The sequence below is a fragment of the Dactylosporangium vinaceum genome (assembly GCF_019904175.1).
In the GTDB taxonomy this organism is placed as follows: Bacteria; Actinomycetota; Actinomycetes; order Mycobacteriales; family Micromonosporaceae; genus Dactylosporangium; species Dactylosporangium vinaceum.
On sequence record NZ_CP061913.1, the window covers coordinates 6025322 to 6038407 of the forward strand.

Annotated in this window: 10 protein-coding genes and 1 pseudogene; 7 read left to right on the top strand and 4 right to left on the bottom strand. The window is 75.2% G+C overall.

Annotated elements, in window-relative coordinates; all coding sequences use genetic code 11:
* Nucleotides 1-24: 24 nt before the first annotated feature.
* Nucleotides 25-896 (bottom strand): annotated as a pseudogene (locus Dvina_RS27125) (aminoglycoside phosphotransferase family protein).
* Nucleotides 897-991: 95 nt separating this feature from the next.
* Between Dvina_RS27125 and Dvina_RS27130 the strand changes: the two are divergent.
* The 6 genes from Dvina_RS27130 to Dvina_RS27155 all read left to right on the top strand — a co-directional run bounded on the left by Dvina_RS27130 (nucleotide 992) and on the right by Dvina_RS27155 (nucleotide 8591).
* A complete protein-coding gene (locus Dvina_RS27130; protein ID WP_246655344.1) occupies nucleotides 992-2560 on the top strand; it encodes an MFS transporter in 1569 nt (522 codons plus the stop codon).
* Between the two features lie 112 nt (nucleotides 2561-2672).
* Nucleotides 2673-4082 carry a sigma 54-interacting transcriptional regulator gene (locus tag Dvina_RS27135; protein WP_246655345.1) on the top strand — a complete coding sequence of 470 codons (1410 nt, stop codon included), beginning with the start codon at nucleotides 2673-2675 and terminating at the stop codon, nucleotides 4080-4082.
* A gap of 2 nt (nucleotides 4083-4084) precedes the next feature.
* Entirely contained in the window at nucleotides 4085-6037 is a 1953-nt protein-coding gene (locus Dvina_RS27140) for a vWA domain-containing protein (RefSeq protein ID WP_223092163.1), read from the top strand.
* A 78-nt stretch (nucleotides 6038-6115) separates the two neighbouring features.
* A complete protein-coding gene (locus Dvina_RS27145; protein WP_223092164.1) occupies nucleotides 6116-6271 on the top strand; it encodes a DUF6131 family protein in 156 nt (51 codons plus the stop codon).
* 261 nt (nucleotides 6272-6532) lie between these two features.
* A complete protein-coding gene (locus tag Dvina_RS27150; protein WP_223092165.1) occupies nucleotides 6533-6829 on the top strand; it encodes a hypothetical protein in 297 nt (98 codons plus the stop codon).
* A 292-nt stretch (nucleotides 6830-7121) separates the two neighbouring features.
* A complete protein-coding gene (locus Dvina_RS27155) occupies nucleotides 7122-8591 on the top strand; it encodes a hypothetical protein (RefSeq protein WP_223092166.1) in 1470 nt (489 codons plus the stop codon).
* A 104-nt stretch (nucleotides 8592-8695) separates the two neighbouring features.
* Here the strand turns inward: Dvina_RS27155 and Dvina_RS27160 are convergent, their stop codons facing one another.
* The 3 genes from Dvina_RS27160 to Dvina_RS27170 form a co-directional block, all read right to left on the bottom strand.
* Nucleotides 8696-9154 (bottom strand): peptidase inhibitor family I36 protein, encoded by a 459-nt coding sequence (locus Dvina_RS27160; protein ID WP_223092167.1) that lies wholly within the window; start codon nucleotides 9152-9154, stop codon nucleotides 8696-8698.
* Nucleotides 9155-9346: 192 nt separating this feature from the next.
* Entirely contained in the window at nucleotides 9347-11200 is a 1854-nt protein-coding gene (locus Dvina_RS27165; protein WP_223092168.1) for a tetratricopeptide repeat protein, read from the bottom strand.
* Nucleotides 11197-11685 (bottom strand): MarR family winged helix-turn-helix transcriptional regulator, encoded by a 489-nt coding sequence (locus tag Dvina_RS27170; protein ID WP_223092169.1) that lies wholly within the window; start codon nucleotides 11683-11685, stop codon nucleotides 11197-11199. The genes Dvina_RS27165 and Dvina_RS27170 overlap by 4 nt, the downstream gene beginning before the upstream one ends.
* A 91-nt stretch (nucleotides 11686-11776) precedes the next feature.
* Between Dvina_RS27170 and Dvina_RS27175 the strand changes: the two genes are divergently transcribed.
* Nucleotides 11777-13075, top strand: coding sequence for an MFS transporter (locus tag Dvina_RS27175; RefSeq protein ID WP_246655346.1), 1299 nt, complete (start codon nucleotides 11777-11779; stop codon nucleotides 13073-13075).
* The last annotated feature ends 11 nt before the right edge of the window (nucleotides 13076-13086 follow it).

Consider the following 13086-nt stretch of genomic DNA (forward strand, 5'->3'; position numbering starts at 1 on the left):
GTTAAGAGCCTCGATCTGCGCCGGCTAAGAATTGGATAAGCGGCGCAGCGCGGCCCGGGCCGGCGGGCCCCAGGTGGGCTTGCCGCCGGGCCCGCCGTCGGCGCCGATGAGCAGCCCGGCCACGGCCCGGCCCACGGCGCAGCCGCGGGCCCGCCGCACGGTGGCCGGGTCGGCGCCCGGCCCGTAGGCGGCCAGGCACCGCTCGGCGCCGCCGTCGGGCAGCAGCAGCCAGGCGGCCGCCAGGTCCCACGCGGGGTCGCCCGCGCACAGGTCGCCGAAGTCGATCACGCCGGCCAGCCGCCCGCCGTCGGTGAGGACGTTCGCCGCGTGCAGGTCCCCGTGCAGCCAGAGCCGCGGCCCGGGCCACGGCGGTGCGGCGGCCGCGTCGGCCCAGATCGCGCGGGCGGCGCCCGGGTCGTCGACCAGGCCGAGCTCGGCGGCGGCGAGGGCGCGGGTGAATCCGGACGTGTGCCCGGCCAGGTCACCGCCGCGGTTGCGCCCGGGCGGTGCAGCGCGGTGAGGAAGGCGGCCAGGGCCTCGGCGGCGCCGGGTTCGGTGACGGGGGAGCGGTCGGCCGGGGCGCCGGGGACCCAGGTGGTGACGAGCCAGGGCCGGGGGAACCGCGCGGACGGCGCGCCGAGGCGCTGGGGGATCGGGACCGGCAGCGGGAGGTGCGCCGCCAGGCCGGGCAGCCAGGCGTACTCCTTGCGCAGCAGCTCGTCGGCGTCCTGCGTGGCCCACGGCAGCCGGACCGCGAGGTCGTCGCCGAGCCGCCACAGCTGGTTGTCCCAGCCCCGGGCGCCCAGCCGGACGGGGCGGCCGGCGAGGTCGGGGTGCTGGTCGCGCAGCAGGTCCTGGACGAGCCCGGCCGTCATCTCGATCTCGGCGTGCGTCACGGGCGGTAACAGTAGTCGGGTGGTAACAGGAGTGAGGCCCGGCGGCCGGGTGGCGGTGGATGTCGAGACCGGGAGCTCGGCGCCGACCGGTTGGCATGATGAAGCGTTCGCCCTGGCTGGGGCTCGCCGTGCTGGCGCTGCCGGCGCTGCTGGTGTCCATCGACGTGTTCGTGCTGCTGCTGGCCATGCCCCGGATCGGGGAGCAACTGCACGCGAGCAGCACCGAGCAGCTGTGGATCCTCGACGTGTACGGGTTCCTGCTCTCCGGATTCATGATCACCATGGGGACGCTGGGGGACCGGATCGGGCGGCGGCGCCTGCTGCTGCTCGGCGCAGCCGGGTTCGGGGTGGCGTCGGTCGTCGCCGCGTACAGCACCGGGCCCGTCATGCTCATCGCGGCCCGGGCCGGGCTCGGCATCGCCGGGGCCACGCTCGCGCCGTCGGCCCTCGCCCTGATCAGTGGCCTGTTCCCCGACCCGCGCCGGCGCGGCCTGGCCATCGGGGTGTGGATGGTGTGCTTCATGAGCGGTGCGGTGATCGGGCCGGTCGTCGGCGGCCTGCTCCTGCAGCACTTCTGGTGGGGCTCGGCGTTCCTGCTCGGGGTACCCCCGATGCTGCTGTTGCTGGTCCTCGGGCCGTGGCTGCTGCCCGAGCAGCGCCACCCGGACACCCGGGCGTTCGACCTGCCGAGCGTCGGGCTGTCCCTGGGCGCCATCCTGCCGTTCGTCTACGGCGTCAAGGAGCTCGCCCGCGGCGGCCTGTCGCCGGTGCCGCTGCTGGCGGTGGCCGCCGCGGCGGTGCTCGGCGTCGTGTTCGTGCGCCGGCAGATGAGCGCCGGCCCCGGCCGCGAGCCGCTGCTGGACCTGCGGCTGTTCCGCGACCGGGCGTTCGCCGCCGCGCTCGCGGGGATGTTCGCCGGGACGATGCTGACCGGCGCCATGATGGTCTTCATCACCCAGCACCTGCAGCTCGTCGACGGGCTCTCGCCGCGCGCGGCCGGCCTGTGGCTCCTCCCGGCCGCGATCGCCACCGCGGCGTCGTTCCAGGTCGCGCCGCTGCTGGCCCGGCGGGTGCCGCAGGGCCGGCTCATGGCGGGCGGGCTGCTGCTCTCCGCGGCCGGCGTCGCCGCGGTGGTGCTGATCCCGGCCGGCGCGGGGCCGTTGCCGATCATCGCCGCGTTCATCGTCACCAACCTCGGCATGGGCCCGATGGTGACCCTGGCGACCGGGATCGTGCTCGGCTCGGCGCCGCCCGAGCGGGCCGGCTCCGCGGGCGCACTGAACGAGGTGAGCGGCGAGTTCGGCTACGCGCTCGGGATCGCCCTGCTCGGCAGCCTGGGGACCGCCGTGTACCGCGCCGCCGTCGACCTGCCCGCCGGTCTGCCCGCCCCGGCGCTGGCCGGGGCGCGCGACACCGTGACCTCCGCGACCGCGGTGGCCGCCGGCCTGCCCGGCGACCTGGGCGACCGGCTCCTCACGGCGGCCCGGGAGGCGTCGACGACAGGCCTGCACGTCGTGGCCGCGGTCTGCGCCGTCGCCCTGGCCGGGCTGGCCGTCGTCACCTACCGGATGCTGCGCCACCTGCCGCCACTGCGGGCCGCGGCGCCGGTCCAGCCGGAGTCCGGCGGTGCGCACACGGCGGCCGCCGCCGCAGGTGACAGATGACCGCCGCCATATCGAGATCTGCGTGGCGTCATCGCCGGTACGACCACTGCGACGGCACCGAGCAATGCTGAGCGCGTTCAAAGTCCGCTCCGCCGCGCTAGGGTCATCAAATGTGACAGTGACGCCAGACCAGCCCCTGGACCTTCCCCGCACGGCAGGCGAGCTCCGGGCGAGCGGCCACCGGTTCCGCACCGTGAAGGAGGAGCTCCGCGAGAACCTCCTCGACCGGCTGCGCTCCGGCGAGCCGCGCTTCCCCGGCATCGTCGGCTACGACGACACCGTCCTGCCCGAGCTCGAGCGGGCCATTCTCGCCGGGCACGACGTCGTGCTGCTGGGCGAGCGCGGCCAGGGCAAGACCCGGGTCATCCGCGGCCTGACCTCCCTGCTCGACGAGTGGACGCCGGTCATCGCCGGGTCCGAGCTCAACGAGCACCCCTTCGAGCCCATCACGCCCGCGTCGCGCCGGCTCGCGGCCGAGGCCGGCGACGCGCTGCCGGTCGACTGGATTCACCGGTCGGTGCGTTACGGCGAGAAGCTCGCCACCCCCGACACCAGCGTCGGTGACCTCATCGGCGACGTCGACCCGATCCGGGTCGCGCAGGGCCGCACGCTCGGCGACCCCGAGACCATCCACTTCGGGCTCGTGCCGCGCACCAACCGCGGCATCTTCGCCGTCAACGAGCTGCCCGACCTGGCCGAGCGGATCCAGGTGTCGCTGCTCAACGTCCTCGAGGAGCGCGACATCCAGGTCCGCGGCTACCAGCTGCGCCTGCCGCTGGACATCCTGCTGGTGGCCAGCGCCAACCCGGAGGACTACACGAACCGCGGGCGGATCATCACGCCGCTCAAGGACCGGTTCGGCGCGGAGATCCGCACCCACTACCCCCTCGACCTCGAGCTCGAGATGGACCTGGTGCGCCAGGAGGCGCAGCTCGTCGCCCAGGTGCCGGACCACGTGATCGAGGTCCTGGCCCGGTTCACCCGGGCCGTGCGCGAGTCGCCGTCGGTCGACGCCCGCTCCGGCGTGTCGGCCCGGTTCGCGATCGCGGCCGCCGAGACCGTGTCGGCCTCGGCCCTGCGCCGGGCCGGGCTGCTGCGCGAGGACCAGCCGGTGGCCCGCATCGGCGACACCGAGTCGGTCACCTCGACGCTGCGGGGCAAGGTCGAGTTCGACAGCGGCGAGGAGGGCCGCGAGACCGAGATCCTGGCCCACCTGCTGCGCACCGCGACCGCGGAGACGTTCCGCGCCCGGCTGTCCGGGCTCGACCTGTCCGGGTTCACCGACCTCGTCGCCGAGGGGCAGGTCGTCGAGACCGGCGAGCTGGCCGGGGCCGACGAGATCCTGCGCCAGGTCGGCACCGTTCCAGGCCTGGCCAAGGTCCTGGACCGGCTCGGGCTCGGCGACGCGCCCAGCCGGGGCGAGGCCGCCGCGGGCGTCGAGTTCACCCTGGAGGGGCTGCACCTGACCCGGCGGCTGTCGAAGGACCTCACCGACGACGGCCGTACCGTCTACGGAGGCTGACCTTGCGCAATAACAGGTTCCGTTACGGGGCGTGGCGCGGCGGGCCCGACCCGCTCGCCCCGCCCTACGACGTGCGAGCCGCCGTCGACCAGGTCGGCCAGGAGGTCCTCGAGGGCGGCAGCCTGCGCGACGCCCTGCGCAACCTGCTGCGCCGGGGGCCCCAGAACGGCCGGGGCCTCGACGACCTCCTCGCCCGGGCCCGCCGCATGCGCCGCGAGGCCATGCGCCGGGGCCAGCTGGACGGCGCCGTGACCCGGGCGACCCAGCTGCTCGACCAGGCGCTGGCCACCGAGCGCGCCGCACTCGCGGAGCGCGACGGCGACGACGCCCGATTCGCCGAGGCACAGCTCGACGCCCTCCCGCGCTCGACGGCGCGGGCGGTCTCCGAGCTGTCCGAATACCACTGGACCTCTCCGGAGGCCCGGCAGCTGTACGACCAGATCCTCGAGCAGCTGCGCCAGGAGGTGGTCGAGCAGCGCTTCCAGGGCATGCAGCAGGCCCTGCGCGACCCCGAGGCCCAGGCCGCGATGCGCGAGATGCTCCAGGACCTCAACGGGCTGCTCGCCAAGCACGCCCGGGGCGAGCACACCGACGACGCGTTCGCCGAGTTCATGAACCGCCACGGCGACTTCTTCCCGGAGAAGCCGGCGAACGTCGACGAGCTGATCGACGCCCTGGCCCGGCGGGCCGCGGCCGGCGAGCGGCTCATGCGCTCGCTGTCGCCGCAGCAGCGGGCCGAGCTGCAGGACCTCATGGCCCAGTCGCTCGGTGACATGGCCGGGGCGTTCGCCGAGCTCACCGACAACCTGCGGGCGCTTCGCCCCAACCTCAACTGGGGCCGGGGCGAGCGGGTCCGGGGTGAGAACGACCTGGGCTACGGCGACGCCGCCGGGGCCCTGGAGGAGATCGGCGACCTCGACGACCTGCTCGACCAGCTGGGCCAGGAGCACCCCGGGGCCACGCTCGACGACGTGGACGTGGAGGCGGTCGAGCGCCAGCTCGGCCGGGCCGCCGCCGACGACGTGCGGCGGCTGCGCGAGCTGGAGCAGCAGCTGCGCCGGCAGGGCTGGGTGACCCGGGGGGCCGAGGGGCCCACGTTGAGCCCGAAAGCGTTGAGACGCCTCGGTGGTACCGCCCTCAGGACGGTCTTCGCCCAGCTGCACGCCGGTCGCCAGGGGCAGCACGACCTGCGCGACGCGGGTGCGGCCGGTGAGCTGACGGGGGCGTCCCGGCGCTGGCAGTACGGCGACGAGCAGGCCCTCGACGTCGTGCGCACGATCGGCAACGCGGTGCGCCGGCAGGCCGGCGGCGGCGCGGCGGTCCTGCCGATCGGGCTCGACGTGGAGGACTTCGAGATCGCCGAGACCGAGCGGCGGGTCTCCGCCGCCGTCGCGCTCTGCGTCGACCTGTCCTTCTCGATGATGGCCGACGGCCGCTGGGGCCCGATGAAGCAGGCCGCCCTGGCCCTGTCGCACCTGGTCGCGACGAGGTTCCCGCAGGACGCGCTGCAGATCATCGGCTTCGGCCGCTATGCCTCGACGCTGTCGCAGGAGCAGCTCGCGGCGGTCGAGCCCGACATGGTCCAGGGCACCAACCTGCAGCATGCCCTGAAGCTGGCCGCCCGGCACCTGCGCCGCCACCCGGCGTCGGACCCGGTCGTCCTGGTCGTCACCGACGGGGAGCCGACGGCCCACCTGCTCGACGACGGCAGCTCGTACTTCATGTGGCCCTCCACCCGTGAGACCGTCCGCGCCACCGTGCACGAGGTCGATCAGCTCACCCGCTACGGGGCGGTGCTCAACGTCTTCATGCTCGGCGAGGACCCGGGCCTGCGCCGGTTCGTCGACGCGGTCGCCCGCCGCAACGGTGGCCGGGTCTTCACCCCGGACGCCGATGACCTGGGCCGGTATGTGATCTCCGACTACATCCGGGCCCGCCGGGGCCGCCGGGGGTGAAACCAGGTTTGGCGACCGCGGTCGTGGGGGTACCTACATCAACGTAGATCGGTCCCCCCACTCCTCCCGGGAGCTGAAATGATCGTCCTTGGTTTGATCCTGTTCCTCGTCGGTCTGTTCCTGCACGTCGGCATCATCGAGACGATCGGGATCGTCCTGCTCATCGTCGGTGCCGTCCTGTGGATTCTCGGTGCGGTGGGCCGCCCGATCGCCGGCCGTCGCCATTACTGGTAAGTACGTGAGCGGATAAGCGTCCCGAAAAAAGGGCCGGCGCCAGCCGGCCCTTTTTCTGTGCATTGACAATATGGCCACACGGCCCTACGGTAAGGGCGATGGGCCGCAAATCTTTGTGCATTCCCGGATGTGCACAAATGGTCTTTGGGTTCCGCACGGATTCGCAGGCTTTCGATCTCCGTTCCATGCTTGCGGCGGTGCAACGATCTCCGGCGGCGCACGGACCGTCCGTGCGCGGCACATGGTGATCGGAGGAGCGTCATGACACGACGCAGACCTGCCGCCCCGGCCCGGCCGGGCGGCGCCCAGCCGCCCGGCCGCGGGCTCGTCGAGGCGGTGCTCGGCCTGGCCGCCCTGGCCGCCGTGTTCGGCCTGGCCACGCTGGCCCTCTCGGCCGGGCTGCCCGCCGCCAGCATCGCCGCCCTGGTCGCGGCCGTCACGGCGGCGGCCGGTGGGCTCGTGGCAAGCATCCGGCGGGGCACCGCGGGCCCGCGGCCGGAGGACAACGAAGTGGGGGCCTCCCGCGGCAACGGAAGGCCCCCGTCCCGGGACCGCTGAACCCTGGTGCGGGGCCGGCCGGGAGTCGGCGTGAATGCCGCGACGTTACCGCATGGTTGCGCTCGGCCACAGGTCTCGGCATTCACGATCGTATTTTCATGCGTTTCAAGTAGCGCGACGGGTCGATGCGGTGGCACGATTCCCGGCAGCCGGGCGGCGCCGGTCGGCGGCAACCGCCGGCGTGCACCCCAACACCGGTGAATGAACCGCTGAACCCGTCCGGGCCGCGCCCTGCCGCAATTGCCGGCAGGGCGCCGGTCCGCCTCATCCCGCGAAAGCGAGCTGAGCAGCCATGGCCGCCACCACCGCCGGGCCCGACGACGCCGAAGAACGGCGCCGCGGCCGCCGGCACAACGCAATCCACGGCTTCACCGCCGGCGCCGAATGGGCCCGGCTCCTGCGCGCGGAACTCAAACGGGCCGGCGAACCCACCCGCCGGGAAATGGAGAAGCGCACCCACTACAGCGCCAGCATCTTCTCCGCCGCCGACAGCGGCCGCAGCCTCGCCACCTGGAAGCACAGCGAGGCGTACCTGCGGGCCTGCGACGTCCCCGACGAGGATCTGCCCGCATGGCAGCACCGCCACGCCGGGTACGCCGCCGCGGAGACCCTCCGGCACCCGCCCCTCGACCACCTGCGCACCCGGGCCGACGTCCGCCCGGCCGTGCTGCAGATGCTGCACGGGCTCGGCCTGGACCTCGCGGCCTGCGCCGGCCGCGGCCTCGGCGTCATCCCGGACTGCGTCCCCGACGCCGTGCCCGGCCCGGTCCCGGCGGCCGCGGAACTGCTCGACCCGCAGCGGTTCGGGGAGCGGGTCCTCGCCTGGATCGTCTACCTCGCCGGCGGCTACGACACCGACGTGCGGTACTGGGTCGCCCGCTGGCGCGACCTGCCCGAGCCGCCGGTGCCGACCGGACCGGCCGAGCCGCCCGCCCTCGCCCCGCCGCCGGCCCGGCGCACCCTGGCGCTGCTGCTCGTCGGCGCGACGGCCGTGGTCGTCGGCGTGGTGGCCGGGGCGCTGTACCTCTCCGGGCACCGCGGCACCGCGGCCCTGGCCGGGCGTGGGTCCGCATCGCCGCCGCCCGCCCTGGGGCCCGCGGCCGACAGCGGACCGGCGGGGGAGACGCTCCTCGGACTCGCTGAGCAGGCCGAGCGGGCCACGGCCGCGCCGGAGGCCCGGTACCGCTGCGTGCACCGCGCCGACTGGACCGTCGACGCCACCGACCCGCGGGCCCGCGAGACCCGCACCGACGAGCGGCTCTGCTGGGCCAACGATGGTCCCGGCCGTCGGCTCGGCACCGTCAACGGCCGCGACCCGCACACCGAGCGGCTGGCGCCCGGCGCGCCACCCGGGTCGCCGCCCGCCCCGGGCACCGACCCGCAGGCCCTGTACGCGGCCGCCCTGAACCGGCGCCCGAAGCCCGACGGGGACGCCCGCCCGCTGCTGTACTGCCTCGACCTCGCCGACACCTATCCCCTGACCCCGGCCCAGCGCGGCGCCGTGCTGCGCATGCTCGCGGCGCGCGACGGGCTCGTGCTGCGGGGTCAGGGCTTCGACCGCCTCGGCCGGGCCGGGCTCGCGATAAGCGCCGACGGCGCCGCGGGCAAGCGGGTCACGCTCCTGCTCGACCAGCAGACCGGCGACCTGCTCGGCGGGCAGATCGTCACGGGCGTGCCGCTGGCGGCCGGGCAGACCAACACCGAGGACGTCGCCTACGCGGAGTCCGGCTGGTTCGCGGACCTGCCCGACGCCGACCGCTGAGTCGGCGCACCGGACGGTTCGCCGCCCCGCGCCGTCCGCGCCGCGGCCCGGCCGGAAGCCCCGCCCGGGCGGCTGCGGCGGATCGCGGCCGGCGTGCGGGCGGGTCAGCAGTAGCGGTACACCTCCGTCGCGCGGTTGCGGCCGGCGCCCGCGTCGCCGAGCGCCCGCGCGCCGGCGCTGATCTGGAACAGGCCGGCGCCCGTGTCGAGGAACTGCACCGAGCCGCGCGACAGGTTGTAGAACGCCGACTCGACCCGGTCCTGCCAGCCCCACCAGGCCAGGCTCTGCCAGCCGCAGTCGCTGAGCTTGCCGCGCGGGTAGCCGTAGTCGGGCCGGTCGTAGAAGCAGTACCACCCCGACGGGCAGTCGACGAGGGCGTCGGCGCGCGGCGGGGCGTGCAGGGTCACCACGAAGGTGCCGCCGCCGTAGAGGATGTCGCCGCCGGCGATCCGGCCGCCGGGGTGCGCGGTCAGGTAGGCGGCGGTGTCCGCGGCGACCGGCACCGCGGCCGCGGCGGCCCCGGCCAGTGCGAGCGCCGCGAGCATGCGCAGGATGTGAGCCATGGTGCTGACCGTAAGTGACGGTGCCGCTACGTAGTCGATCCACTTCAAATGGTGACATGAGTGAATGTGTGGGCAGCGTGCCGCCGGTGCGTGCGGTCCCGGAGATTTGTGCAAAGGTGCTGCCTGCACAATTCGGCGGGGGAAGGATCGTACGGACCGTAACGGTCGGCCGATCTGCAACTTGCAGACCGCTCAGCGGCGGCCGAACCAGCGCCGTTTCCGTGGCGGCTGCGGCGGTGGCGGCGGGGCAGGCGCGCGCCGGGGCGCTTCGGGCTCGTCGGCCCGGCTGAGCAGGTCGCGGGCGAGCGTGGCGACCTCGGGGATCATGTCCGGGGTGGCCAGGGCCAGGGTGGCCAGTGACTCGCGGATCGTCACGACCCGGTGCCGCGACTGCTGCATCGCCGCGACGAACCGCCGCCCGACCGCCTCACGGACCTCCCCCCGGCAGGCCGGGTCCAGCCAGGCGGCCACGACGAGCCCGAACACGGCGGCCTCGGTCGTCCAGTCCTCGACGCCGAACGCGATGCCGGTGAGCAGCTCCCGCGACCGGGTGGTGTCGCCGGGCTCGACCCCGGCCCGCAGCTCCTCGCAGTGCAGCAGGCCGAGGCAGGCGAACGTCTGCGCCGCCCGCTCCCACACCCCGTCCGGCAGCCCCGGGTCGGTGCCGGCCGGTGGATGGACCAGCAGCGCGACAAGCTCGTCGGCGGGGAGCTGGCCGAGCGGCAGCGCCCGGTCGTAGGCGGCGACCGGGTTCGCCCAGCGCGGCCAGGCGACACCCCGCAGCAGCTCCAGCGACTGCCGATCCGGCGGGGGTACCGCGGGTGCCGCGCGCAGCCCCGAGTAGTGCCACAGCACCCGCCCGCCGGGCCGCTGGGGCTGGACCATGTCCCGCGGCGGATCGCCCTCGATGGTGAGGGTGAGGCCGGGCAGCTCGCGGTGGACGACCCGCAGCGCGCTCGGTACCTCCAGGGCGGACACGGTCGCCGTGCCCTTCATCGCCCGGCTGTCCCGCGGGATCTGGTGCAGCAGGTTGATGACCGACTCGGCGGGGCGGTCGACCGACGACAGCCACGGCCGCCCGTGGCAGGCGGCGTCGAGGTCGGTGTGCTCGTGGCTGTTGACGGGGTGCTCGCGCAGGAAGTCGACGAGGGCGACCAGGTGGCGCACGTCCCCGTCGCGCCGGAAGCGCAGCCGGGCCGCGGTGTGCACGGCGCAGTCGTAGTCGGGCGCCCGGCGGATCGCGGCGTCGAGCAGGTCCAGGGCCTCGTCGAGGCGGCCGGCCTCGGCGAGCCAGTTGGCCATGTCCGCGCACAGGTCGACCTCGTCCGGCTGGGCCTGCCACGCCTGGTGCATCACCTGCAGGGCCTGGTCGAGCTTCCCGTCGGCCTTGAGGGCGTAGGCGTACCAGACGGCGGTGAGCTTGTCGGGGCGCAGCCGGTATCCGTGCCCGCCCCACCGCACCGCCTCGGCCAGCGCGCCCGGGGCGATCGCGGTGAACCGGCGGGCCAGGCCGGCCGCGGCGCCGTGCAGCAGCGCGTTGCCGGGGTGGGCCGTGCAGGCCCGGCGGGCCAGGTCGAGGTACACCTCATTGGCCCGGGCGACGGCCGGCTCGGCCGGGTCGCCGAGGCCGGACATGGCCGCGACGAACAGCCGGGCGAGATGCTCGGGGTCGAGCCGGCGCGGCTCGAGGGCGCGGACCCAGCTGACGTCGGCCCACGGCTGGGCGGGGTCGAACCGGGTGGCCTGGGCCAGCATCCGCAGCCCGCCGATCGGGTCGTGCCGGCCCTGGAGGTGGGCCCGGGCGACGACGTTGCCGATGAACGCGGGCTGCTCGACGGGGAACAGCGCGATCGCGCCCTCGTCGCCGGCCCGGGCGGCGAGCGCGGCGAGGAGCTCGTGGACCTCGGGGAGCCCCGGAGCGAGCGCGATGGCCCCGGCGACGTGGCCGGCGGTGTGCGGCAGGTCGCCGTCGGCGAGCGCGACGCGGGCCAGGGACAGCTCACCGTGGGCCTGCGCGATCGGGTCGGCGCGCTGCTCGTCGGTCACTGCGTGAGCGTATTGCGTTTGACCCCCTTGCCGTGACCCGCCCCGTGTGCCCGGTTTCGGGAGTCGACGTTCGCGGTCATCGCGGTGAGGACGGCCGGGAGCCCGGCGGCGGTCGCGGGGTCGAGCCCGGCGACCGTCTCGTCGGCGAGCTCGCACCACAGCGCCTTCACCGCGCCGGCGAGGTCCCGGCCGGCGTCGGTGAGCTCGACGACGGTGGCCCGCCTGTCGGTGGGGGCGGGCGTGCGCCGGATGTGCCCGGACGCCTCCAGCTTCTTCACCATCAGCGTGACGCTCGGCGGCTCGCAGCCCAGGGCGTCGCTGAGCTGGGCCTGGATTCGCGGGCCGGTGCGGTCGAGCTCGAGCAGCAGCGCCTCCTGGCCGGGGTGCAGGCCGAGCGGTGCGAGCAGCGCGGCGGCCCGGGCCCGGTGGCGCAGGCTCAGCAGCCGGATGGCCTGGTTGAGCGCGTCGGCGGTGGCGAAGTCCAACGGGGCTCCCGATGACGTGGGGCGGCTTGACAGAAATAGTTATGCGCATAACGTTATGCGCATAACTAATCCTACACCGGGGAGCCGCAAGGTGCCGAGAACCGCCGGACCATTCCTGCCGCTACTGCTGCCGCTCGTCTGCGCCGGCCAGTTCATGGTCATCCTGGACGCGGCGATCGTGAACGTCGCCCTGCCGGCCATCCGGGCCGACCTGGGCTTCACGTCGGCCGGCCTGGCCTGGGTCGTCGACGCGTACCTGCTCACGCTGGCCGGCTGCATGCTCCTCGGCGGGCGGCTGGCCGACGTCATCGGCCACCGCCGCGCGCTCGTCGCCGGCCTGCTGCTGTTCGCCGCGGCCAGCCTCGTCGCCGGCCTCGCCGGCCACGCCGGGGTCCTTGTCGGGGCCCGGGCCGTGCAGGGCCTCGGCGCCGCGCTGCTCGCCCCGGCCACCCTCGCCGTCATCAACACGGCGTTCCCCGCCGGCGCCGCCCGGGCCCGCGCGCTCGGCTCCTGGTCGGCGGCCGGCGGCGTGGGCGGCATGGCCGGGGCCCTGACCGGCGGCGCCCTCACCACCGGCCTGTCGTGGCGCTGGGTGTTCCTCATCAACGTCCCGATCGGCGCGGCCCTGCTCGCCGCCGCCTTCGTCGCCCTGCCCCGCGGCACGCCGGTGCGCCGGCGCCTCGACCTGCTGGGCCCGCTCACCGCCACCGCCGGGCTCGCCCTGACCATCTACGGCGTCATCCGCGGCGGTCCCGCGTGGACGATCGCCGCCGGCCTGGTGCTGCTCGCCGGGTTCGCGGTCGCCGACCGGCGGCTCTTCGCCCGCCGCACCACCACCGTCGCCGGTGGGCTGCTGCTGCTCTTCGGCGCACTGTCCATTGCGCTGTGGTACTTCTCCGCGCTGCTCCTGCAGACCGTCCACGGATACAGCGCGCTGGAGGCGGGCCTGGGTCAGACCCCGGCCGCGGTGCTGTTCGTGGTGGTCGCCGGCCGCGCGCCCGCGCTGCTCCCGCGGACCGGGCCGCGGGTGCTCGTCGCGGCCGGCGCGCTGGGCTTCGGCGCCGGGTTCCTGTGGCTCGCGCTCGGCGACGGCGGGTACGGCACCGCCGTCCTCGGGCCCACGCTGCTCGTCGCGGCCGGCATCGGCCTGACGTTCCCGACGCTCATGGCCGCGGCGACCGCCGGGGTGCCGCCCGCCGACGCGGGCACCGCCGGCGGGCTGGCCAGCACCGCGAGCCAGGCCGGGGCGTCGATCGGCCTCGCCGTGCTCGCCACCGCCGGCCCCTTCGACCGGGTCTTCCTGATCGCCGCCGGCCTCGGTGTCCTGCTCGGCCTGCTGAGCCCGCTCCTGCCCCGGCGCGCCGCCGCGCAGGGGGAGCGACAGGCCTGAGTGCGCGGTAT

What these genes read in the sequence shown, in the direction of transcription:
- Dvina_RS27130 (WP_246655344.1), top strand. Translation starts at nt 992, where the DNA reads ATGATGAAGCGTTCGCCCTGGCTGGGGCTCGCCGTGCTGGCGCTGCCG.
- Dvina_RS27145 (WP_223092164.1), top strand. Translation starts at nt 6,116, where the DNA reads ATGATCGTCCTTGGTTTGATCCTGTTCCTCGTCGGTCTGTTCCTGCAC.
- Dvina_RS27150 (WP_223092165.1), top strand. Translation starts at nt 6,533, where the DNA reads ATGACACGACGCAGACCTGCCGCCCCGGCCCGGCCGGGCGGCGCCCAG.
- Dvina_RS27155 (WP_223092166.1), top strand. Translation starts at nt 7,122, where the DNA reads ATGGCCGCCACCACCGCCGGGCCCGACGACGCCGAAGAACGGCGCCGC.
- Dvina_RS27160 (WP_223092167.1), bottom strand. Translation starts at nt 9,154, where the DNA reads ATGGCTCACATCCTGCGCATGCTCGCGGCGCTCGCACTGGCCGGGGCC.